The following is a 23,090-nucleotide window of genomic DNA, read 5'->3' as shown; positions in this document are numbered from 1 at the left end:
TGCGATCCATGACCGCGCCGTCATCGTTCCGACGCGCGAGCACGGGTACGATGATCGCATGCCCGAATTTCGCCTGACACAGATTTCCGACACCCATCTCGGCCGGCGCTTCCCCGGCCTGATCGCCAACTTCCAGGCAATCAGCGAACATATCGCCGGCAACCGGCCCGATCTCGTGATCAACACCGGCGATGTCGCCTTCGACGGGCCGACCGGCCGCGACGATGTCGTCTTCGCAAAAGACCTGCACGACGCCCTGCCCGTCGCCTGCCGTTACCTCCCCGGCAATCACGACATCGGCGATAATCCGACCGCGGTCGGCCCGGCGCCGAAGCCGCCGGTCACGGAAGCGCATCGCCGGCAATTCTGCGACCTGATCGGCGAAGACCATTGGGCGTTCGAGGCTGCCGGCTGGCGCTTCATTGGCCTCAACTCGCTGGTGATGAACTCGGGGCTCGCCTTCGAGGCCGAGCAGTTCGACTGGCTGTCGCAGGAGATATCGCGCACGAAGGGCAGGCCGGTCGCGCTGTTCCTGCACAAGCCGCTATTTCTCAACCTGCCTGACGATCCCGAAACGCCGGAGACCGCGATCCGCTACGTGCCGCAGCCGGCCCGGGCCCGGCTGATCGAGATGCTCGGGACGATCGATCTGCGCCTCATCGCCAGTGGCCACGTGCACCAGCGGCGCGACTTCACCTATTGCCATACCCGCCATGTCTGGGCGCCGTCGGCCGGCTTCGTCATCAACGATCAGCGCCAGGACCGGATCGCGATCAAGGAGGTCGGGCTGGTGGAATACCGCTTCCGGCCCGACAGTTTTGAAGTCCGCCACGTCAGGGCCGCGGGCCAGGTCGATGTCGACATTGAGGAGTTGCTCGCCCAGATGGGCGGCGAGCATTAAGGCGCGCCGATCAGGCGACGCTCTTGAGGTCCTGCTGGATCGCGGCGAGCAAGGATTGCAGCGCCTCGCTGTTCACCGGCTTGGCCGCGAGATCATTGGCAGGCGGCTGCCTGACAGGCTGCGCGGCCTTGACCGGGCGCTTCGGGAACGGCGGGGGCGGCGCCGGCATCGAGGGGCGAGCAAGATCGCCCTCCTCGTCGACATGGACGAACTTGCCATGGATGACGTCGTCGTGGCGGCCCATGACGAACATGGCCAGCCAATAGCCGGCAGCAAGCAGGATAACGCAGAAAACACTGATCTCTAACATCGCAGCACCTAAAATATGCCCGATGATTCAATGCCTTCGCGATCCCGTCAATGAACAGCCGGTCACACCTGCGGCTTTTGCGGGCAGGTGTGACCATTTGGTGACTCTTTCTTAACTATCCCCACGAGGCCTGTGGCTCTGTAACCACGTGAGTCCAAGTCTCTGTCGCGCTAGGCCTTGTCCGGCCCGACGCGGACCAGCTGCTTGCCGAAATTGGCGCCCTTCAAGAGGCCCATGAAGGCGCCGGGCGCGCTGTCCAGCCCTTCGGTAACGAACTCCTTGTATTTGACCTTGCCGTCGCGGACCCATCCCGACATGTCGCGCAGGAAGTCGCCATGGCGGGAGGCGAAGTCGGAGACGATGAAGCCGCGGAAGGTCAGCCGCTTGGTCAGGGTCGCGCGCATCATGCTGGCCGCCCATTTCGGCGCCTTGGCTTCGGTGTCGTTGTAGTGCGCGATCAGGCCGCAGACCGGCACGCGCGCGAACGGGTTGAGTAGCGGGAACACCGCCTCGAACACGGCGCCGCCGACATTCTCGAAATACACGTCGATTCCCTTCGGGCAGGCGAATTTTAGCTTGGCCGGAAAATCAGTTTCGCGATGATCGAGACACTCGTCAAAGCCGAGCTCCTTCACCACGTAGGCGCACTTGTCCTTGCCTCCGGCGATGCCGACCGCGCGTGCGCCCTTGATCTTGGCGATCTGTCCCACCGCCGAGCCGACCGCACCGGAGGCGCCGGCAACGACGACGGTCTCGCCTGCTTGCGGCTTGCCGATGTCGAGGAGGCCCGTATACGCCGTCATGCCGGGCATGCCGAGCACGCCGATCGAGGTCGAGATCGGACCGAGCTTCGGATCGACCTTGATCAGGCCCTTGCCGTTCGAGATCGCGTGAGACTGCCAACCGGTTCGTGCACGGACGATGTCGCCCTTGGCGAAATCCGGATTGTTGGAGACCGCGACCTCGCTGACCGCCTCGCCTTCCATCACGCCGCCAACCGGTACCGGCGCGGCATAAGACGGACCATCGCTCATGCGCCCGCGCATATAGGGATCGAGCGACAGCCAGATCGTGCGCAGCAGGACCTCGCCTGCCGCAGGCGTCGGGACCGCGAATTCCTCCAGGCGAAAATCAGATGCTTTGGGTTCGCCGACGGGACGCGCGGCGAGAACGATGCGCTTGGCTTGGGACATGGCTTCCTCCGATTGTTTTTCGACATGAACGGAAGCGGAGGGAGCGAGGCGCGTCAATACAAAAGCGGCGGAGCCACACACTCGCTGTCATCGCCCGACTTGATCGGGCGATCCAGTATTCCAGAGACGGTCGTAATTGAGCCGAGAAGCCGCGGCGTACTGGATGCCCCGGTCACGCCGGGGCATGACACCGTCGTTGAGGCAAGCACGTCGAAACTCACGCGCTCGCGAGATCGGAGCGAGACTAACCTCCGCCCGGATAGTTCGGGCTCTCGCGCGTAATGGTGACGTCGTGGACGTGGCTTTCGCGCAGGCCTGCACCGGTGATGCGGACGAACTGGGCCTTGTCGTGCAGTTCCTTCATGTCGCGTGCGCCGACATAGCCCATCGCGGCGCGAAGGCCGCCGGCGAGCTGGTGCATGACGTTGCCGACCGGGCCCTTGTAGGGCACCTGGCCCTCGATGCCCTCAGGCACGAGCTTGAGCGTATCCTTGATGTCCTGCTGGAAGTAGCGATCGGCCGAGCCGCGCGCCATCGCGCCGACCGAGCCCATGCCGCGATAGGCCTTGTAGGAACGGCCCTGCCACAGGAACACTTCGCCTGGTGTCTCGTCGGTGCCGGCGAGCAGCGAGCCGACCATCGCGATGTCGGCGCCGGCGGCGAGCGCCTTGGCGAGGTCGCCGGAGAACTTGATGCCGCCGTCGGCGATGACGGGGATGTCGGCCTTCTTTGCAGCTTCCACCGCATCCATGATCGCGGTGAGCTGGGGCACGCCGACGCCGGCGACGATGCGCGTGGTGCAGATCGAGCCCGGGCCAATGCCGACCTTGATGCAGTCCGCGCCCGCGTCGATCAAAGCCTGCGTGCCCTCGGTGGTGGCGACGTTGCCCGCGACGACCTGCACGGAGTTGGACAGTCGCTTGATGCGGTTGACGGCGTGCAGCACGTGACGGGAATGGCCGTGCGCGGTATCGACGACGACGAGATCGACGCCAGCATCGATCAGCCGCTCGGTGCGCTCGAAGCCGGTGTCGCCGACCGTGGTGGCGGCGGCGACGCGCAGGCGCCCCTGCGCGTCCTTGCAGGCGAGCGGGTGGGCGACCGCCTTCTCCATGTCCTTGACGGTGATGAGGCCGACGCAGCGATATTGCTCGTCGACCACGAGCAGCTTCTCGATGCGATGCTGATGCAGCATCCGCCGCGCCTCGTCCTGGCTGACATTCTCGCGCACCGTGACGAGGCCTTCATGCGTCATCAGCTCGGAGACTTTTTGCCGGCGGTCGGTGGCAAAGCGCACGTCGCGGTTGGTGAGGATGCCGACCAGCTTGCCCGGCGTATTCTTGCCGGCGCCGGTGACGACGGGAATGCCGGAGATGCCGTGATCGCTCATCAGCTTGAGCGCGTCGTCGAGCGTGGCCTCGGGGCTGATGGTGAGCGGGTTCACCACCATGCCCGACTCGTAGCGCTTGACCTGCCGCACCTGGGCGGCCTGCCCTTCGGGGTCGAAATTACGGTGGATGACGCCGAGGCCGCCGGCCTGCGCCATGGCGATCGCCATGCGGGCCTCGGTGACGGTGTCCATGGCGGAGGCCATGATCGGGATGTTGAGCGGAATGGCGCGGGTGACGCGCGAGCGGATGTCGACCTCGCCCGGCATGACGTCCGACAGGCCCGGCTTCAGCAACACGTCGTCGAACGTAAAGGCTTCGCGGATGCCCTGAAGTTGCACCGTGGCCATTTGCCAACTCCTTCCTGCGGCCTTGCCGCAAATGCTAATGGATGAGCGCCGCCCTCGGCGTACCTTGCGGCATCGCCTTGAGAATCGGAGCCCATCGGTGGGGTTGACGCGGGTCGATAGCACGGCCGCGTGACGAATCAAAGCAATTCGGACCGCTGGCCAGCCATGCACAGGCTTTTTTGGCCGATTCAGCCGAGCGGTAGCCCACCCTCCCACTGTCATTCCGGGGCGCGACAAAGTCGCGAACCCGGAATCCATCACGCAGCCGGCCCTGCGGCCCAATGGATCTCGGGTTCGCGCCAAGGGCGCGCCCCGGAACGACGGTGGCGGAGGGTCACACCGTTGTTACGCGGGACTTAGGTGCTATGCGTCGATCCGCAATGGTCGGGGACCAGTGGCGGTGATAAGCCGCAACTCCACCCACTTCCGATTTTCATTACCAATCCGTCATGGTCGACAAGCAACGCATCATTCCGCTGATCGTGGCCACCGCGCTTTTCATGGAGAACATGGACTCGACGGTGATCGCCACCTCGCTGCCGGCGATAGCGGCCGACATCGGCACCAGCCCGCTGACGCTGAAGCTCGCGATCACATCCTATCTGCTGTCGCTCGCGGTGTTCATCCCGGCGAGCGGATGGACCGCCGACCGGTTCGGCGCGCGAATGGTGTTTGCGATCGCGGTCGGCGTGTTCATGGTGGGCTCGGTCGGCTGCGCGCTCTCCTCCTCGGTCACCGATTTCGTGTTCGCGCGCATCCTGCAAGGCATGGGCGGGGCGATGATGACACCGGTCGGGCGCCTCGTGCTGCTGCGGTCAGTGGACAAGAGCGCTCTGGTCAACGCCATGGCGTGGGTAACGGTCCCTGCCCTCATAGGTCCAGTGATCGGACCACCGCTCGGCGGCTTCATCACCACCTACGCGTCCTGGCACTGGATCTTCCTGATCAACATTCCGATCGGGCTGCTCGGCATCTTCATGGCGCTGAAGTTCATCGACCCGATCAAGAGCGAGGAACGCGAGCCGTTCGACCTCTATGGCATGGTGCTGGCGGGCATTGGCCTTGCCGGCATCGCCTTCGGCCTGTCGGTTGCCGGTCTCAACCTGCTGCCGTGGAGCACCGTCGCCGCACTGATCGCGGGCGGCGCGATCTCGATGACGCTCTACGTCATTCACGCCCGGCGCACGGGCTCGCCGGTGCTCGATTTCTCGCTCCTGAAGCTGCCGACGCTGCGCGCGGCCGTGTTCGGCGGCTTCCTGTTCCGGCTCGGCATCGGCGCGCTGCCGTTCCTGCTGCCGCTCTTGATGCAGATCGGCTTCGGCCTGTCGCCGTTCCATTCGGGCCTCGTCACCTTCGCCTCCTCGCTCGGCGCCATGGGCATGAAGACGCTTGCCGCGCGCATCATCCGCACCTTCGGCTTTCGCAACCTGATGACGGTGAACGCGATCGTCAGCGCGTTCTTCCTGGCCGTCTGCGCGCTGTTCACGGTGACGACGCCGCTGCTCATCATCATGGTCATCCTGGTCGTCGGCGGCTTCTTCCGCTCGCTCGAGTTCACCGCGATCAACACCGTCGCCTATGCCGACGTCGAGACCGCGCAGATGAGCCGCGCCACCACCCTCGTCAGCGTCAACCAGCAGCTCGCGGTCTCCGCCGGCGTCGCCGTCGGCGCGGCCTGCGTGGAAACGACGATGTGGTTCAACCATGTCAGCGAAATCGACGCCACCGTGTTCGCCCCCGCCTTTCTCGTGGTCGCGCTGACCTCGGCGGCATCGAGCTGGTTCTTCTGGCAGATGCCCGTCGACGCCGGCCACGAGATATCCGGCCGCAAGGCGGTGGAGATCGCAAGCCGCAGGGGCGCCGGCAAGGGTGCGGAGAAGGCGGCGGTCAAGGCGGCGACGGAGGACACCCAGGACGTGCGGGATCAAAGGTTGGGGTGAGCTGGGCGAGCGGACTGAACGCACTCGCTGTCGTCCCTGCGAACGCAGGGGCCCATAACCACAGGGAGGAGACGTTGCGTGAAGCTCTCACCCAGAGTCTTCGCCAAACTTCTCCCTGTGGGTATGGGTCCCGGATCGGCGCTCCGCTCCAGACAACGCTACGCGTTGTCGGGAGCTTCGCTTGTCCGGGACGACAGTGGAGATTGGCTCAGGCAGCCCCGCCCCGAAATCCCGTCGCCAGCACGTAGCGTTCCGAGGAATCCTGCCGGCTCGCCGCGGGCTTCACATGGCGCACCGTCGCGAAATCGCGCTTGAGCTGGGCGAGCAGATCGGCGTCGGCGCCGCTCTGGAACGTTTTTGCGAGAAACGCACCGCCGGGCTTGAGCACGTCGCAGGCAAACGCGGCCGCCGTCTCGACCAGGCCGACGATACGGAGCTGGTCAGTCTTGCGGTGGCCGGTGGTGTTGGCGGCCATGTCGGACATCACGAAATCGGCGCCGCCGCCCAGCATCGCGGTCAGCTTGTCCGGCGCATCGTTGGCCATGAAGTCGAGCTGCGCGAAATCGACGCCGGGAATCTCGGGCATTTCCAACAGATCGATGGCGACGACCTTGCCCTTGCCCTCTACCGATCCGACGCGCTTGGCCGCGATCTGGCTCCAGCCGCCGGGCGCCGCGCCAAGGTCGACGACGGCCATGCCGGGCTTCAAGAGCCGGAACTTGTCGTCGATCTCGAGCAGCTTGAACGCGGCGCGCGAGCGATAGCCCGCCGCCTTGGCCTTCACGACATAGGGATCGTTGAGCTGCCGCTCCAGCCACAGCTTCGACGACAATTTGCGCTTGCCGCCGGTCTTGACCTGGACGTGCAAGCGGCCGGTGGTGTCCTTGGCCATCTCACCAGCTCCTGAGCGCGCCGTCCTCGCGCATCATCTCGACCAGCATGCCCTCGCGCAGGCCCCGGTCGGCGACGCGCAGGCGCGGCAGCGGAAAGGCGCGGCGGATAGCATCGAGGATGGCGCAGCCGGCGAGCACGAGATCGGCGCGCTCGACGCTGATGCAGCTGTTGCCGGCGCGCTCCTCGTAGCTCATGCCGAGCAGCTTGTTGATGGTCGCGGTGATGTCGGAATCGTTCATCCAGATGCTGTCGATGCGGCGGCGGTCATAGCGCGCGAGGTTGAGATGGATGCCGGCGAGCGTCGTCACCGTGCCTGACGTGCCGAGCAGGTGCATGTCGGCGAGATCGCCGCCGTGGACCTCGGCGAACGGCGCGACGTGGTTCGCGACCTCCTGCTCCATCGCGGCGTAGATCTCCGGCGTCACGTCGCGGCCGCCGAACTGCTCGGCGAGCGTGACCACCCCGTAGGGGATCGACATCCAGGCTTTGATCCGCGGCTCCGGATTGTCCGCGTCGCGCTCGATCCGCACCAACTCGGTCGAGCCGCCACCGATGTCGAACAGGATCGCGCCGCGTCCCCGCGGGTCGACCAGCGGCGAGCAGCCGAGCACAGCGAGCGCGGCCTCGGTCTCGCGGTCGATCACTTCGAGCTCGATGCCGGTTTCGGCCGCGACGCGGCTGCGGAACCCCTCCGCATTCGAAGCCGCGCGGCAGGCTTCGGTCGCGATCAGCCGCAACCGGCGCGCCTTGCGCAAATTGATCTTGTCACGGCAGATGCTGAGCGCGGCGATGGCACGCTCGATCGCGGCCTCGCTGATACAGCCGGTCGCCGAGACCCCCTCCCCGAGCCGGATGATGCGCGAGAAGGAATCGACGACGCGAAAGCCGTCCTGGGTCGGACAGGCGATCAGCAGCCTGCAATTGTTGGTGCCGAGGTCCAGCGCCGCATAGACGCCGGTTCCCGACGCCTGCGCGCCGACAGCCGGTTCGGTGGCCAACGCCACCGCCGCCATCGACCCCTCCAGCTCACCGTGCGGCGCATGGCCGTCGCGGAGCCGCGTGTGGTCATTCATACAAACTGTCTTTCCGCGGCCGGTCGGGCCGGTCTGGAATTGATTTTTCGCCTGAAACATTAGCAGCGCGGCAGGCCTGCGCAACAACGCATCACATGGGACCATGCCCATTCGTGCGTTGTCGTGAACGGGGTGGTGGGTTATCTCAAGGGGATCCGGTGCCCCGCTGCCGCGAAAATGCGCAAATGCCGGCTTTTCAGGTCATTTCCCATGCAAGAACACACCAAATCGTCCACGCTCGAAAACGCTATTGCACTGCAAAAATATGGCGTCGGGCAGCCCGTCCGCCGCAAGGAGGACGACACGCTGGTGCGCGGCAAGGGCCGCTATACCGACGATTTCAACCTGCCCGGCCAGGCCTATGCCGTGGTCATCCGTTCCACCCACGCCCATGGCACCATCCGCGGCATCGGCATTGATGCCGCCAAGGCGATGCCGGGCGTGCTCGGCGTGTGGACCGGCAGGGATCTCGATGCCGCCGGCTATGGCCCCTTCACCTGCGGCCTGCCGCTGAAGAGCCGCGACGGCTCGCCTTTGCTCCAGACCAACCGTCAGCCACTGGCGACCGACAAGGTCCGCTTCGTCGGCGATCCCGTCGCCTTCGTCGTGGCCGAGACGCTGGCGCAGGCGCGCGACGCCGCCGAGGCGGTCGAGCTCGATATCGAGCCGCTGCCGGCTGTGACCGACCCTGAAGAAGCTGCCAAGCCCGGCGCGCCGCAGCTCTATGAGCACATTCCCCACAACATCGCGCTCGACTACCATTACGGCGACATGGACAAGGTCAACGCGGCCTTTGCCAGCGCCGCCCATGTCACCAGGATGGACATCGAGAACACCCGCGTCGCCGTGGTCTCGATGGAGCCGCGCGTCGGCCTTGCCTCCTACGACAAGACAACCGAGCGCTACACGCTTCAGGTGCCGACGCAGGGCGTCGCCGGCAACCGCGCCAACCTCGCCAAGAACCTGAAAGTGCCGAGCGAGAAGGTGCGCATCCTCACCGCCAATGTCGGCGGCTCCTTCGGCATGAAGAACATCAACTATCCCGAGTACATGTGCATCCTGTACGCGGCGAAAGTGCTGGGCCGCCCGGTGAAATGGCTCGACGAGCGCTCGACCGCCTTCCTCTCCGACAGCCACGGCCGCGCGCAAAAGATCCATGCCGAGCTCGCGCTCGATGCCGAGGGGCATTTCCTCGCGGCCAAGCTGTCCGGCTACGGCAATCTCGGCGCCTACATCACCGGCGTCGCGCCGGGGCCGCTCTCGCTCAACACCGGCAAGAATTTTTCCAGCGTCTACCGCACGCCGCTGATGGCCGTCGACATCAAGGTGGTGCTGACCAACACCACGCTGATGGGCGCCTATCGCGGCGCCGGCCGGCCCGAGGCAAACTACTACATGGAGCGGTTGATCGATCGCGCCGCCGACGAGATGGGTGTCAACCGGCTGACCTTGCGCAAGCGCAACTTCATCAAGCCGAACCAGATCCCGTTCGCGGCCTCCTCCGGCGTCACCTATGACAGCGGCGACTTCCAGGCCGTGTTCAACAAGGCGCTCGAGATCTCCGACCACGAGAATTTCGCCAAGCGCAAGAAAGAGAGCAAGAAGGCCGGCAAGCTGCGCGGCATCGCGGTCGGCTCCTATCTCGAGGTCACCGCGCCGCCGAGCCCCGAGCTCGGCAAGATCGTGTTCGACGCTGACGGCACCGTGCAGCTCATCACCGGCACGCTCGATTACGGCCAGGGCCATGCCACGCCATTCGCGCAGGTGCTCAGCGAGCAGCTTGGGGTTCCCTTCGAGAGCATCAAGCTGGTGCAGGGCGACAGCGATATCGTCCACACCGGCAACGGCACCGGCGGCTCGCGCTCGATCACTGCAACCGGCCAGGCCATCGTGGGGGCTGCCAAGCTCGTCATCGAGAAAGGCAAGCGCGCGGCGGCGCATATGCTGGAGGCGTCCGAAGCCGACATCGAATTCGAAGGCGGCAGCTTCACCATCGCCGGCACCGACCGCAGCATCGACATCATGGAGCTCGCCAAGAAGCTGCACGACGGCAAGACGCCGGAAGGCGTGCCCGATAGCCTCGACGTCGATCACACCAGCGAACCGGTCGCCTCGGCGTTTCCGAACGGCTGTCACGTCGCCGAGGTCGAGATCGATCCTGAGACTGGCGTGGTGCAGATCGTGCGCTACAGCGCGGTCAACGATTTCGGCACGGTGATCAACCCGCTGCTGGTCGCAGGCCAGCTCCATGGCGGCGTCGTCCAGGGCATCGGGCAAGCCCTGATGGAGCACATCCGCTACGACGAGAGCGGCCAGCCGATCACGGGCTCGCTGATGGACTACGCCCTGCCCCGCGCCGAGGACGTTCCCAACATGACGGTTGGCGATCACCCGGTGCCTGCCACGACCAATCCGCTCGGCAGCAAGGGCTGCGGCGAAGCGGGATGCGCCGGCAGCCTGTCGACGGTAGTGAACGCGGTGCTCGACGCGCTCTCGGATTACGGCGTCAAGCACATCGACATGCCGCTGACCCCGGAGCGTGTGTGGCGGGCAATCCAGGATGGTAAGGCGAAGGCGGCGTAGTCGTCGTTCACCTCTCCCCGCTTGCGGGGAGAGGTCGAAGCCGGAGCGCAGCAAGGCTTCGGGTGAGGGGGACTCTCCGCGAGTCCAACTTTCATCGTCCTTGCGGAGACTCCCCCTCACCCGCCGCGCGTTCCGCGCGTCGGCCTCTCCCCGCAAGCGGGGCGAGGCGAAGACCCTACACCGCCTGCTCGCGCGGCTGGTAGATCGCAATGTGCTGGCAGTGGGCGAGCGGCGTGGTGCCGTTGGCGACGACGAGCGCGTCGAGCTCGACGAAGCGGTGGCCCTTCTTCTCGTAATTGGCCGTGACCTTCGCCCGCGCGGTGATCTCGTCGCCGGTGCGTACCGCCGACAGCAATTGCATGCGGCTGCCGACATGGATCCACGGGCCGAGAATGGTGTTGTCGACCAGCACGCGGTTCATGACGCGCTGGATCAGGCCGGGATGGCCGAGTCCTTCGCGCGCAAAGATCGGATCGGTTTCCCTGATGTCGGCGAGATAGTCAGCCGCATCCTGCCCGGCCCAGCGCCGGGGCGTCGTGCCCAGCCATTTGCCGGTCTCGAACGTCGCGGGACTGACCGGCTTGCGCTCGGCCACCACGGGCATCGCGACATAGTCGCTCGGCGACACCACAGGCGCGGCCGCCGGCAGCGAGGCCGTGCCTGTCGCGCAGAGCTCGGTGCGGCTGAACACCTCGATCGTCAGCAAGCCGTTGTGCTCGGTCGCATCGACATCGGCGGTCTCGCCATCATAGACCGGCTTGATGAAGCGGGCCTCGACCAGCCCGCGGGACAGGAAATCGCGGCCCCAGCGCGCCACCGGCACGTGCATCATGTAGGCGAAGACATCGACGCCAGGGACCAGCCCGCCGGAAAAGCCGAAGCGGCGCGCCACCGTGTCGTCATGCATCTTGTTTTCGGATTGCTTGGCGGTGTTGTAGGCCTCGACGCGCCAGGTTTCGAGCCGGTTCGGCATGGGGTCATCTTCCCTGTTCTTGTTGTTTCGGACGGATCGTAGGCCCCAGGGAACACCGGTCAATCCCCTCGCCTTTGCAGCCCGAATGGGGTACCACGCGGCGAATGACTGACACCCCCACCCGCATCTATGTCGACGCCGACGCCTGCCCGGTAAAGGACGAGATCTATCGCGTCGCGCTCCGGCACGGCGTGCCCGTGAGCGTGGTCGCCGGCAATTTCATCCGCGTGCCGCACGATCCGCTGATCGAGCGCATCGCCGCAGGCGCCGGCATGGACGCCGCCGACGACTGGATCGTCGAACGCGTCAAGCCCGGCGACGTCGTCGTGACATCGGACATTCCGCTCGCGAGCCGCTGCGTCAAGGCCGGCGCCGACGTGATCGCCCCGAACGGCAAGCCGTTCACGGAGGAGTCGATCGGGATGACGCTGGCGGTGCGCAATCTGATGACGGATCTGCGCTCGGCCGGCGAAGTCACCGGCGGCCCGCGATCATTCGCGCCGCGCGACCGCTCCGCCTTCCTCTCGGCGCTCGACCAGACGCTGCGCCGGATCCAGCGCCGCCGCGCCGATCAGGCCGCAACGAGCCAGAATTTGAGTCAGGGCTGACATGGCGCCGCCGCTGATCCAACTGAAAGACATCAGGCTGACCTTTGGCGGCACGCCACTGTTCTCGGGCGTCGAACTCAATGTCGCGCCATCCGAGCGCGTCTGCCTGATCGGTCGCAACGGCTCGGGCAAGTCGACGCTGCTGAAGATCGCGGCCGGCCTGGTGGAGCCCGACGGCGGCACGCGCTTCGTGCAGCCCGGCGCCACCGTGCGTTACCTGCCGCAGGAGCCCGACTTCGGCGAGCACAAGACCACGCTGGCCTATGTCGAGTCCGGTCTCGCCCCCGGCGACGACCAGCACCAGGCGCGCTACCTGCTGGAACAGCTTGGCCTGACCGGTGACGAGAACCCGCACAATCTCTCCGGCGGCGAGGCCCGCCGCGCGGCGCTGGCCTATGTGCTGGCGCCCTCGCCGGACATTTTGCTGCTGGACGAGCCGACCAACCATCTCGATCTCGCCACCATCGAATGGCTGGAGCAGGAGCTCGACTCCAGGCGCAGCGCACTGGTGATCATCAGCCACGACCGCCGCTTCCTCACCAATCTCTCGCGCGCCACCGCGTGGCTCGACCGCGGCAAGATCAAGCAGATCTACCGCGGCTTTGCCTCGTTCGAGAGCTGGCGCGACGAGGTGCTGGCGGAAGAAGAGCGCGACCAGCACAAGCTCGACCGCAAGATCGTCGACGAAGAGCACTGGCTGCGCCACGGCGTCTCCGGCCGGCGCAAGCGCAACGTCAAGCGCCTCGCCAATCTGCATACGCTGCGCGACCAGCGCCGCAACTACCGCGGCACGGCCGGCACCGCCAGCCTCGCGGCGGCCGAAGCGGAGCAGTCGGGCAAGCTGGTGATCGAGGCCAAGGGCGTCACCAAGGCCTATGGCGAGCGCAAGATCGTCGAGAATTTCTCGACCCGCATCCAGCGCGGCGACCGCCTCGGCATCATCGGCCCCAATGGCGCCGGCAAGACCACGCTGGTCAATCTGCTCACCGGCGGCGCAGAGCCGGATTCCGGAACGGTGCGCCTCGGGGCCAATTTGGAGATAGCGACGCTCGATCAGCACCGCGAAAGCCTCGATCCCAAATCGACGCTGGCCGAAGCACTGACCGGCGGTCGTGGCGACCAGATCATGGTCGGCGGCAAGCCGAAGCACGTCGTCGGCTACATGAAGGACTTTCTGTTCGCGCAGGAGCAGCGCGGCACGCCGGTGGAAGTGCTCTCGGGCGGTGAGCGCGGTCGGCTGATGCTGGCGCGCGCGCTGGCAAAACCCTCGAACCTCCTGGTGCTGGACGAGCCGACCAACGACCTCGATCTCGAAACGCTCGACGTCCTCGAAGACATGCTCGGCGACTACGAGGGCACCGTCATCCTGATCAGCCATGACCGCGACTTCCTCGACCGCGTCGTCACCTCCGTGATCGCACCTGAGGGCAACGGCAAGTGGACCGAATATGCCGGTGGCTACAGCGACATGCTGACCCAGCGCGGTGCGGACCTGAAGCGCGAGACGGCGAAGGCCCAGCCGGTTGCGGAGAAGAGAGAGGAGCGCGCCGCTGCTCCCGCCTCCGCACCGAAGCGCAAGCTGAGCTTCAACGAGAAGCATGCGCTGGAAACGCTGCCGAAGAAAATGGAGACGCTGCAGGCCGACATTGCAAAACTGCAGCGCGTGCTCGACGATCCAAATCTCTATGCGAAAGATCGCAAGAAATTCGACGACACCTCCGCCGCTATCGCCAAGGCGCATGATGAACTGTCTGCCGCTGAAGAGCGCTGGCTCGAACTTGAAATGCTTCGGGAAGAAATTGAGCAGGCCTAGCGCGCATTCCGCAAAAGTGGGCACCAGTTTTGCGACCAGAATGCGCGCCAACTAAGAGACGACTCCCATGACAACTCCCCTCGCTGCAAAAATCGCCCGCGAATACGGCACGCCCTGCGCCGTCATCGACATGGACAGGGTCGAGCGCAACATCGCGCGGATCCAGAAAGCCTGCGACGAGGCCGGTGTCGCCAACCGTCCGCACATCAAGACCCACAAGAACCCGACCATCGCCAAGATGCAGGTTGCGGCCGGCGCCAAAGGCATCACCTGCCAGAAGCTCGGCGAAGCCGAGATCATGGCCAACGCCGGCATCGACGACATCCTGATCAGCTACAACCTCCTCGGCGAAGAGAAGATGGCGCGGCTCGGCGCGCTGCAGGCGAAGGCCAACATGACGGTGGCCGCCGACAATTCGACCGTCGTCGCCGGCCTGCCCAAGGCTGCTGCAGCGTCGGGCCGTCCGCTCTCGGTCGTGGTCGAATGCGATACGGGGCGCAAGCGCGCCGGCGTCGAGACCCCGGCGGAGGCGATCGCGCTGGCGCGCGAGATCGCCGCATCCAAGGGGCTGCAGTTCGCCGGCTTCATGCTGTATCCGACCGAGACCGGCTGGGCGGACGCGCAGAAATTCTACGACGAGGCGCTGGTCGGCGTGCGCGCGCACGGGCTGGACGCAAAAATCGTCTCGACCGGCGGCACGCCGAACCTGAAGAATATCGGCAAGCTCAAGGGCGGCACCGAGCATCGCTTCGGCACCTACATCTACAACGACCGCATGCAGGTCGCGGCGGGCTCCGCCACCTGGGACGACTGCGCGCTGCACATCTATTCGACCGTGGTGAGCCGCGCCGCGCCCGAGCGCGGCATCCTCGATGCCGGCTCGAAGACGCTGACCACTGATACCGGCGGTCTCGACGGACACGGCCTGATCCTAGAGCATCCCGAAGCCAAGATCGCAAAATTCGCCGAGGAGCACGGCTTCCTCGATCTCTCCCGCAGCAACACGCGGCCCAATGTCGGCGACGTCGTCCGCATCGTGCCGAACCATGTCTGCGTCGTCGTCAACATGATGGACGAAGTGGTGATGGTCCGCGGCGAGGAGATCATCGGCACACTGCCGGTGGCGGCGCGGGGCAAGCTACGGTAGGCGAGCTGCCGTAGGGTGGGCAAAGCGAAGCGTGCCCACGACTTCTCGTCGTGACTGCGAAAGATCGTGGGCACGGGGCTTCGCGCCTTTGCCCATCCTACGATTTCTTGAGCCAGCTCAGCACGCCCCTGCCCGCCGCAGCGCCGGTGGCAAAAGACGCCTGCAGCAGATATCCGCCCGTGGGCGCCTCCCAATCCAGCATCTCGCCCGCGGCAAACACGCCCGGCAGCTTGCGCAGCATGAAGTGGTTGTCGATCTCGTCGAAGGTGATTCCGCCCGCAGTCGAGATCGCGCGATCGATCGGGGCAACGCCGCTTAGCTGCACCGGGATTGCGTTGATCAGATGCGCAAGCTCGGCCGGCGAGAACGAGGCCAGTGGCCGGCCGGACACGATGGCGGCCTCCTGCATCAGGCCGATTCCGACCGGCGACAATTGCGCCGCCTTGCGCAGGAAGTTCGCGAGCGATTGCTTGCCGCGTGTCCCTGACAGCCGCGTGGTCAGAGCGGCGGCGTCGAGGTCGGGCCGCAATGCGATCGAAAGCGTCGCCTGCCCGAGACTGAGCACCTCCTCCCGTAACTCCGCCGACAGCGCGTAGATCGCGCCGCCTTCGATGCCGATACGGGTGATCATGGCTTCGCCGCGCACCGTATGCGCGCCGATCGTCAGCGCCACGCCCTTGAGCGGCTGGCCCTCGAAACGATCGCGGAACACATCGGACCAAGCGACCGTGAAGCCGGAATTGGCTGGCCGCAGCTTTGAGATGGCAACGCCCTTCGCGGCAAGGATGTCGGCCCAGCTGCCATCCGACCCCAGCCGCGGCCAGCTGGCGCCGCCAAGCGCGAGCACGGTGGCGCTGGCAGTGACGGCCGCTGCGCCATCGCGCGCTCGAAACACCAGCCGCCCCTCACCGTCCCAGCCGGTCCAGCGATGACGAAACGCAAACCGCACGCCGCTGGCATCGAGCCGCCGGAGCCAGGCGCGCAGCAAGGGCGAGGCCTTGAACGCCTTCGGAAAGACGCGCCCGCTGCTGCCGACGAAGGTCGGCTCGCCCAGCGCTTCGCTCCACGCGCGCAACGCCTCAGGCGAAAACGCCTCGACCGCCGCCTGCAGCTTCGGTGCGGCCTCGCGATAGCGCGCCATGAAATCCAGCAGCGGCTCGCTGTGGGTGAGGTTGAGCCCGCCGCGGCCGGCCATCAGGAATTTTCGGCCCGCGGACGGCATCGCGTCGTACACGGTGACGCGCGCGCCGCCCCGCGCCAGCATCTCCGCCGCCATCAGCCCGGCGGGACCGGCCCCGATGACGGCGATGTCAGTCAGAGCTTGATCCCCGCCCGTGCCGCCGCCTGGGCCACGTATTTCTGCGTTTGCTCGAACGCGCCGGTCAGCGCCTTCGCCTTCGACATGTCGCTGATCTCGGCGAAATGCGCGGCGACGGCGTCCGGCGTCCATTCGGATTCCGGCAGGTTGATGCCCTCGCTCTCCACGATCTTGATCACGGCGAACGATCCTGCGCCGGCGCCCATGATGGTGCGGGTCGGCGCGTCCTCGCTGAGCATGTACTCGACCGCGGGCGTGATCGCGTTCGGCTTCATCAGTTGCAGCGCCTGCGGCGGCAACAGCTCTTCCGTCATGCGGGTAGCGGCCGTCGGCGAGATGATGTTGACGCGGATGTCGGACTTGCGGCCTTCTTCGGCGAGCACGTTCATCAGGCCGACCATGCCGGACTTGGCCGCGCCGTAATTGGCCTGGCCGAAATTGCCGTAGAGGCCGGAGGACGACGTCGTCAGCACGATGCGGCCATAGTTGCGGTCGCGCATGCCGGCCCAGGCCGCCTTGCAGCAATAGAAGGTGCCGACGAGATGCACGTCGAGCACCTTCTGGAAGTCGGCCGCTTCCATCTTGCCGAACGACTTGTCGCGCAAAATGCCCGCATTGGCGCACAAGAGGTCGACGCTACCCCACTCCTTGGTGGCGCGCTCGACCATGGCGGTGACCTGTTCGAAATTGGAGACGTCGGCGCCATCCGCCATCGCGGTGCCGCCGGCCTTGCGGATTTCCTCGACCACGGTCTCGGCCGGCGACAGCGAGCCACCGGTGCCGTCACGCGCGCCGCCGAAATCGTTGACGACCACTTTCGCGCCGCGGCTGGCCAGCCCCAGCGCATGCGCGCGCCCCAGACCATTGCCCGCGCCGGTGACGATGGCGACGCGTCCGTCGAACCTGATTGCCATGAGTGAAGGTCTCTATTTCTTCTTCCCTTCTCCCCTTGTGGGAGAAGGTGGCGCGCAGCGCCGGATGAGGGGTCTCTCTCGACAGATGCGCTCGCGGAGAGAGACCCCTCACCCGCCTCGCGTTCCGCGAGGCACCCTCTCCCGAAGGGGAGAGGGTAAAACCCCGCTCTGGGTTGCCTTTTTGAGCAGCGATGGCTGGCCGGGTCAAGCCCGGCCCGGCCTACGCGAAATAGATCAGACCCAGCCACTCCGCGACCAGCGCCGGCTTGTCCTCGCCTTCGATCTCCACGGTGACATTGGTGCGGGACTGCAGTTCGTTGGGCTTACGGAGCTTGGCTTCGGCCAGCACGAAACGGCCGCGAACGCGCTTGCCCGAGCGGACCGGCGAGATGAAGCGCAGCTTGTCGAAGCCATAATTGACGCCCATCGTGGTCCCCGCGATCACGGGCATCACCTCATAGGACATGATCGACAGCAGCGACATCGTCAGGAAGCCGTGCGCGATGGTGGTGCCGAAGGCGGTCTCCTTCTTGGCACGTTCAGGATCGACGTGGATAAACTGGTGATCCTCGATCACATCGGCATAGGTGTCGATGCGCGGCTGATCGATCAGGTGCCACGACGACACGCCGATCTCCTTGCCGACCATGGCCTGGTAGGCTTCCAAGGAAATCGGCGGCTTCTTCCAGACTTCGTTCACTTAGGTCTCACTCCGTGTTTTCGGCAGTTCCGGAAAATCCTCCTCACGGAATTCCCGGCCGCGCAGCGGATCGTTGCGATCATCGTCCCGCTCCAGCCTGCGTAGCTGCACCCGGCGGATTTTGCCAGAGATCGTCTTCGGCAGCTCGGTGACGATTTCGAGGCGACGGATGCGCTTGAACGGGGCGAGCCGCGTGTGCAGGTGCTGGAAGATCGACAGCGCGGTCTCAGGCGTCCGCTCCGCGCCCGAGGTCAGCAGCACGAACGCCTTGGGGATCGCGAGCCGGATCGGGTCCGGGCTCGGCACCACCGCGGCTTCGGCCACCAGCTCGTGCTCGAGCAGCACGCTCTCCAGCTCGAACGGGCTGATGCGGTAATCCGACGACTTGAACACGTCGTCGGAGCGGCCGACAAAGGTAAGATAGCCCTCGTCATCTTCGAACACGACATCGCCGCTGCGATAGAGCTCGCCTTCGACACCGGCGAGCTTGCCGTCGTCGCTCTGATAACCCTGCATCAGGCCGGCGGGCCGCTCGGCGCCGAGCACCAGCGTGACCTCGCCTTCCTTCGCCTTGTTGCCGTCGGCATCGCTGATCTGCACGCGATAGCCAGGCAGCGGCCGGCCCATCGAGCCGATCTTGATGTTCTGGCCCGGCGAGTTGCCGGCCAGCGCCGTGGTTTCGGTCTGGCCGTATCCGTCACGGATGGTGAGACCCCAGGCCGCCCGCACCTGGTCAATCACTTCAGGATTGAGCGGCTCGCCGGCGCCGCAGACCTCGCGCAAGCTCACCTTGAAGGACGCCAGGTCCTCCTGGATGAACAGCCGCCACACCGTCGGCGGCGCGCACAGCGTGGTGACGCCGCAGCGGCCGATGGTGGCGAGCAGGCTCTTGGCGTCGAAGCGCGGCTGGTTGACCACGAACACGGTGGCGCCCGCGTTCCACGGCGCGAAGAAACAGCTCCAGGCATGCTTGGCCCAGCCGGGCGATGAGATATTGAGATGGACGTCGCCGGGCTGCAGCCCGATCCAGTACATGGTCGACAGATGCCCGACCGGATAGCTGCGCTGGCTGTGCCGGACAAGTTTTGGTTTTGCCGTGGTCCCCGAGGTGAAATAGAGCAGCATCGGGTCGTCGGCATTAGTCGGCCCATCGGCGCTAAAACTCTCCGGGGCCTTTGCGGCCTCATCATAGGAGAGCCATCCGTCGTGAGCCGTGCCGACCACGATGCGAACGATGTTCTCGGCACCAAGGCTTGCGAATTTCGCGACCTGGTCCTCGGCGGCCACCACCGCCCTCGCCTTGCCGCGATCGAGGCGATCGCGCAGCTCATCCGCGGTGAGCAGCGTGGTCGCGGGGATCACGACGACGCCGAGCTTCATCGCCGCCAGCATCGTCTCCCACAGCGGAACCACATTGCCGAGCAGCAGCAAGAGATGATCACCGCGCTTCAGGCCCTGCGCGCGGAGAAAATTCGCGACCTGGTTCGAGCGCTTGGAGAGCGCCGCAAAGGATAGTTTTGTCTGGCGGTCCTGCGCGGCATCGACGATCCAGAGCGCGGGCCGGTCCTTGGCTTCGGCGTCCTTCGCCAGCTCGTCGAACCAGTCGAGCGCCCAGTTGAAGGGAACCGGATCCGGCCAGCGGAATCCTTTGACCGCGGCCTCGTAATCCGTGCGGTGCTTGAGCAGAAACGCGCGCGCGTCCTGAAATGTCGTCATGTTCCGGGCCCGTCGAATTGATCTTCGAACGTAGCCCGGATGGAGCGAAGCGCAATCCGGGGCCGGCTACGCCATTGGAAGCAGCTGTCCCGGATGTCGCTTCGCTCCATCCGGGCTACGAAGCCTCGCTATTTTCCAGCGAGGCTGCGAACGTGCTTGATAATTCCGGAAAAATCCACCCCGCCTTGCCCGGCTGCGTCGAAAGACTGATAGATCTCCTGCGCATGCTTGCCGAGCGGGGTGGCCGCGCCCGCAGCCTTCGCGGCGTCCTGCGCCAGCGTCAGATCCTTCACCATCAGCGCCGAGGCGAATCCCGGCTTGTAGTCGTTGTTGGCCGGCGAGGTCGGCACCGGACCCGGCACCGGGCAATAGGTCGTCAGCGACCAGCACTGGCCCGACGAGGTCGAGGCGACGTCGAACAGCGCCTGGTGCGAGAGGCCGAGCTTCTCGCCGAGCGCGAAAGCTTCACTCACCGCGATCATGGAAATGCCGAGGATCATGTTGTTGCAGATCTTGGCCGCCTGCCCTGCGCCGGCGCCGCCGCAATGCACGATCTTCTTGCCCATGTTCTCCAGCACGGGCTTTGCCGCCGCGAATGCGTTCTCCTCGCCACCGCACATGAAGGTCAGCGTCGCGCCCTTGGCGCCGCCGGTGCCGCCGGAGACCGGCGCATCCACCGAGAGCACACCGTGCTTGCCGGCGAGCGCATGCGCCTGCCGCGCACTCTCGACGTCGATGGTGGAGCTGTCGATGACCAGCGCGCCCTTGGTCATCGCGGGAAGGACTTCGTTCCAGACGCCGAGCACATGCTTGCCGGCCGGCAGCATGGTGACGACGACATCGGCGCCCTTCACTGCATCCGCGGCGCTGTCGGCGATGCCGGCGCCGTCGGCCTTGGCCTGATTGCGCGAGGCTTCGACGAGGTCGAACGCGACGACCTTGTGGCCGGCCTTGACGAGGTTGGCCGCCATAGGGCCGCCCATGTTGCCGAGACCGATGAATGCGATCGTGGCCATTGTCGTTTCCTCCGCTTCAATCGTTGATTAGTTGAACTTCAGCTCGTCGGCGCCGATCTCGGCGAGATACGGTGCAAGCATTTGCGGCGTCACATCCTCAATTCGTGGCGGCGACCAGATCGGGTTGCGGTCTTTGTCGATCACGGCCGCGCGCACGCCCTCGCGAAAATCATCGCTGCGGAACACCTCCAGCGCGGCGCGGTATTCGCGCACCAGGCATTCCTCCAGGCTCGACGCGGTGCGCGCCAGTCGCAACAGTTTCAGCGTCACCACCATGCCGCGCGGCGATTTCTCGTTGAGCGTCTTCAGCGTCGCCAGCGCGAATTCGGAGCCGTCCCGTTTCAGGGCAGCAAAGATATCTTCCATCCGGTCGAAGCCGAACAATGCGTCGATAGCAGGCTCTTTTGCGGCCACCGGCCCCGAGGTCTCGCCGGTCGCAAAGCCATTGATGAGCTTGCCGACATCGGCCGCGCTCGCGCCTGGGCCCACCTTGGTCAGCACCTCGCGCAGCTCTGGCCATCTGGCCGCCGGCACCACGGCGTCGGCGAACTTGGCGTGGATCGCGTCGGGCCCGTTCATGGTCTGGCCGGTCAGGCCGAAGTAAGTGCCGACCTCGCCCGGCGAACGCGACAACAGATAGGTGCCGCCAACGTCGGGGAAGAAGCCGAGCCCAACCTCGGGCATTGCCAGCTTCGTGCGATCGGTGACGATGCGATGGCTGGCATGGGCGGAGAGTCCGACGCCGCCCCCCATCACGATGCCGTCCATGAAGGCGATATACGGCTTTGGGAATTTCTTGATCCGGGCGTTGAGGATGTATTCCTCGCGCCAGAGGATCTTGCCGAGGTCGCCGTTGACCTTCGAGCTCTCCCAGAGCGTGCGGATGTCGCCGCCGGCACAGAGGCCGCGCTCGCCGGAGCCTTCCAGCACGATCACCGCGACGGCCGGATCGGCCTCGAAGCGGTCGAGCGCCTTGTCGATGTCGCGAAACATCTCCAGCGTGACGGCGTTGATGGCCTTCGGACGATTGAGCCTGATCACGCCGGCCGCGCCCTCGACGCGGGCAACGAGATCGCCCTCTTCCACTGAACTCATCGCGCGCCCTCGATCAGTTTGCGCGCCACGATGAGCCGCATGATTTCATTGGTGCCTTCGAGGATCTGGTGCACACGCAAATCGCGCACGATCTTCTCAATGCCGTATTCGCTGAGGTACCCGTAGCCACCGTGAAGCTGCAGCGCATGGTTGGCGACCTCGAAGCCGACGTCGGTGCCGAAGCGTTTTGCCATCGCACACAGCATGGTGGCATCAGGGTCTTTGCGGTCCAGCGCCGCAGCGGCGCGCCACAGGAAGGTACGCGCGGCTTCCAGTTCGATCGCCATGTCGGCGAGGCGAAACTGCAGCGCCTGGAATTCGTCGAGACGCTTTCCGAACGCCTTGCGCTCCTTCATGTAGGCCCGCGCCTTGTCGAGCGCGGTCTGCGCACCACCCAGCGAGCACGCGGTGATGTTGAGGCGGCCGCCATCGAGACCCGCCATCGCGATCTTGAAGCCGATGCCCTCCTCGCCGAGGCGATTGGTAACAGGCACGCGCGCGTTCTCGAACATCACGGCGCGGGTCGGCTGCGCGTTCCACCCCATCTTGCGCTCATTGGCGCCGAAGGAGACGCCCGGCGTCTTGCCGTCGATGACGAGGGTCGAGATGCCGCCCGGGCCATCGCCGCCGGTGCGCACCATCGCGACCAGGAGATCGGTGCCGCCGGCGCCGGAGATGAACTGCTTCTGGCCGTTGAGAACGTAATGATCGCCATCGCGCACGGCGCGCGTACGCAGCGCCGCGGCATCCGAGCCCGCGCCCGGCTCGGTCAGGCAGTAGCTGGCGATCAGCTCCATGGTGCAGAGTTTTGGCAGCCATGTGTGGCGCTGGGTGTCGCTGCCGAAGGCATCGATCATCCAGCTCGCCATGTTGTGGATCGAGATGAAGGCGGAGGTGGTCGGACAGCCCGTCGCCAGCGCCTCGAAGATCAGCGCCGCGTCGAACCGTGTCATCGCGGATCCCCCGACATCCTCGCGGATGTAGATGCCGCCCATGCCCAGCGTCGCGGCCTCGCGCATCACGTCGACGGGGAAATGCTTCTCCTCGTCCCAGCGCAGCGCGTGCGGCGCGATCTTCTCCGCCGCAAACGCCAACGCCATGTCGCGAACCGCGATCTGATCCTCGTTCAGAGCGAACTGCATATGAGCCTCGCTCTCA

19 protein-coding genes are annotated in these 23,090 nt (G+C 65.7%); 6 read left to right on the top strand and 13 right to left on the bottom strand.

Features of this window, described 5'->3' with window-relative positions:
- Positions 1-58: 58 nt before the first annotated feature.
- Positions 59-901 (top strand): metallophosphoesterase, encoded by an 843-nt coding sequence (locus GGD62_RS00615; protein ID WP_179730761.1) that lies wholly within the window; start codon positions 59-61, stop codon positions 899-901.
- 10 nt (positions 902-911) lie between these two features.
- Here the strand turns inward: GGD62_RS00615 and GGD62_RS00610 are convergent, their stop codons facing one another.
- The 3 genes from GGD62_RS00610 to guaB form a co-directional block, all read right to left on the bottom strand.
- Positions 912-1,211, bottom strand: coding sequence for a hypothetical protein (locus tag GGD62_RS00610; protein WP_092252700.1), 300 nt, complete (start codon positions 1,209-1,211; stop codon positions 912-914).
- A gap of 170 nt (positions 1,212-1,381) precedes the next feature.
- Complete coding sequence (locus tag GGD62_RS00605) at positions 1,382-2,404, bottom strand: NADP-dependent oxidoreductase (RefSeq protein WP_179730763.1); 1,023 nt, start codon at positions 2,402-2,404, stop codon at positions 1,382-1,384.
- 244 nt (positions 2,405-2,648) lie between these two features.
- Entirely contained in the window at positions 2,649-4,142 is a 1,494-nt protein-coding gene (gene guaB / locus GGD62_RS00600) for an IMP dehydrogenase (protein WP_018317668.1), read from the bottom strand.
- Between the two features lie 449 nt (positions 4,143-4,591).
- On the opposite strand from guaB, the gene GGD62_RS00595 reads away from it, so the two are divergent.
- On the top strand, positions 4,592-6,082 hold the full coding sequence (locus GGD62_RS00595; RefSeq protein ID WP_183706800.1) for a DHA2 family efflux MFS transporter permease subunit: 1,491 nt from the start codon (positions 4,592-4,594) through the stop codon (positions 6,080-6,082).
- A 208-nt stretch (positions 6,083-6,290) separates the two neighbouring features.
- On the opposite strand, the gene GGD62_RS00590 is transcribed toward GGD62_RS00595, so the two are convergent.
- Positions 6,291-6,974 carry an RlmE family RNA methyltransferase gene (locus GGD62_RS00590; protein WP_183706799.1) on the bottom strand — a complete coding sequence of 228 codons (684 nt, stop codon included), beginning with the start codon at positions 6,972-6,974 and terminating at the stop codon, positions 6,291-6,293.
- A gap of 1 nt (position 6,975) precedes the next feature.
- Positions 6,976-8,049, bottom strand: coding sequence for a Ppx/GppA phosphatase family protein (locus GGD62_RS00585; RefSeq protein ID WP_018317671.1), 1,074 nt, complete (start codon positions 8,047-8,049; stop codon positions 6,976-6,978).
- Positions 8,050-8,259: 210 nt separating this feature from the next.
- Here GGD62_RS00585 and GGD62_RS00580 point away from each other — a divergent pair, with 210 nt between their 5' ends.
- Positions 8,260-10,632, top strand: a complete 2,373-nt coding sequence (locus GGD62_RS00580; RefSeq protein ID WP_183706798.1) for a xanthine dehydrogenase family protein molybdopterin-binding subunit — start codon at positions 8,260-8,262, stop codon at positions 10,630-10,632.
- A gap of 175 nt (positions 10,633-10,807) precedes the next feature.
- Here GGD62_RS00580 and GGD62_RS00575 read toward each other — a convergent pair whose 3' ends face one another.
- Positions 10,808-11,605 carry a hypothetical protein gene (locus GGD62_RS00575; RefSeq protein WP_183256665.1) on the bottom strand — a complete coding sequence of 266 codons (798 nt, stop codon included), beginning with the start codon at positions 11,603-11,605 and terminating at the stop codon, positions 10,808-10,810.
- A gap of 104 nt (positions 11,606-11,709) precedes the next feature.
- Here GGD62_RS00575 and GGD62_RS00570 point away from each other — a divergent pair, with 104 nt between their 5' ends.
- The 3 genes from GGD62_RS00570 (at position 11,710) to GGD62_RS00560 (ending at position 15,173) form a co-directional block, all read left to right on the top strand.
- Entirely contained in the window at positions 11,710-12,213 is a 504-nt protein-coding gene (locus GGD62_RS00570; protein ID WP_018319890.1) for a YaiI/YqxD family protein, read from the top strand.
- Between the two features lies 1 nt (position 12,214).
- Positions 12,215-14,026 carry an ABC-F family ATP-binding cassette domain-containing protein gene (locus GGD62_RS00565; protein WP_183706797.1) on the top strand — a complete coding sequence of 604 codons (1,812 nt, stop codon included), beginning with the start codon at positions 12,215-12,217 and terminating at the stop codon, positions 14,024-14,026.
- 67 nt (positions 14,027-14,093) lie between these two features.
- A complete protein-coding gene (locus GGD62_RS00560) occupies positions 14,094-15,173 on the top strand; it encodes a D-TA family PLP-dependent enzyme (protein WP_018319888.1) in 1,080 nt (359 codons plus the stop codon).
- 97 nt (positions 15,174-15,270) lie between these two features.
- Here the strand turns inward: GGD62_RS00560 and GGD62_RS00555 are convergent, their stop codons facing one another.
- The 7 genes from GGD62_RS00555 to GGD62_RS00525 all read right to left on the bottom strand — a co-directional run bounded on the left by GGD62_RS00555 (position 15,271) and on the right by GGD62_RS00525 (position 23,074).
- Positions 15,271-16,491 (bottom strand): TIGR03862 family flavoprotein, encoded by a 1,221-nt coding sequence (locus tag GGD62_RS00555; protein ID WP_183707552.1) that lies wholly within the window; start codon positions 16,489-16,491, stop codon positions 15,271-15,273.
- Positions 16,488-17,405, bottom strand: coding sequence for an SDR family NAD(P)-dependent oxidoreductase (locus GGD62_RS00550; RefSeq protein ID WP_018319886.1), 918 nt, complete (start codon positions 17,403-17,405; stop codon positions 16,488-16,490). Before GGD62_RS00550 ends, GGD62_RS00555 begins: the two co-directional genes overlap by 4 nt.
- Before the next feature lie 220 nt (positions 17,406-17,625).
- Positions 17,626-18,105 carry a MaoC family dehydratase gene (locus tag GGD62_RS00545; protein ID WP_028145119.1) on the bottom strand — a complete coding sequence of 160 codons (480 nt, stop codon included), beginning with the start codon at positions 18,103-18,105 and terminating at the stop codon, positions 17,626-17,628.
- A complete protein-coding gene (locus GGD62_RS00540) occupies positions 18,106-19,821 on the bottom strand; it encodes an AMP-binding protein (RefSeq protein ID WP_183706796.1) in 1,716 nt (571 codons plus the stop codon).
- A 128-nt stretch (positions 19,822-19,949) separates the two neighbouring features.
- Positions 19,950-20,858, bottom strand: coding sequence for a 3-hydroxyisobutyrate dehydrogenase (mmsB, locus tag GGD62_RS00535; RefSeq protein ID WP_312014246.1), 909 nt, complete (start codon positions 20,856-20,858; stop codon positions 19,950-19,952).
- Positions 20,859-20,864: 6 nt separating this feature from the next.
- Positions 20,865-21,932: an enoyl-CoA hydratase/isomerase family protein gene (locus GGD62_RS00530; protein ID WP_183706794.1), complete on the bottom strand. Its 1,068-nt coding sequence runs from the start codon at positions 21,930-21,932 to the stop codon at positions 20,865-20,867.
- Positions 21,929-23,074 (bottom strand): isobutyryl-CoA dehydrogenase, encoded by a 1,146-nt coding sequence (locus GGD62_RS00525; RefSeq protein WP_183237232.1) that lies wholly within the window; start codon positions 23,072-23,074, stop codon positions 21,929-21,931. Before GGD62_RS00525 ends, GGD62_RS00530 begins: the two co-directional genes overlap by 4 nt.
- Positions 23,075-23,090: the final 16 nt, after the last annotated feature.

Origin of the sequence: Bradyrhizobium sp. ERR14 (assembly GCF_014198235.1) — a bacterium.
Lineage (GTDB): Bacteria > Pseudomonadota > Alphaproteobacteria > Rhizobiales > Xanthobacteraceae > Bradyrhizobium.
The sequence above is the reverse complement of the archived record's forward strand: the minus strand, read 5'-3'. Positions and strand labels throughout refer to the sequence as shown.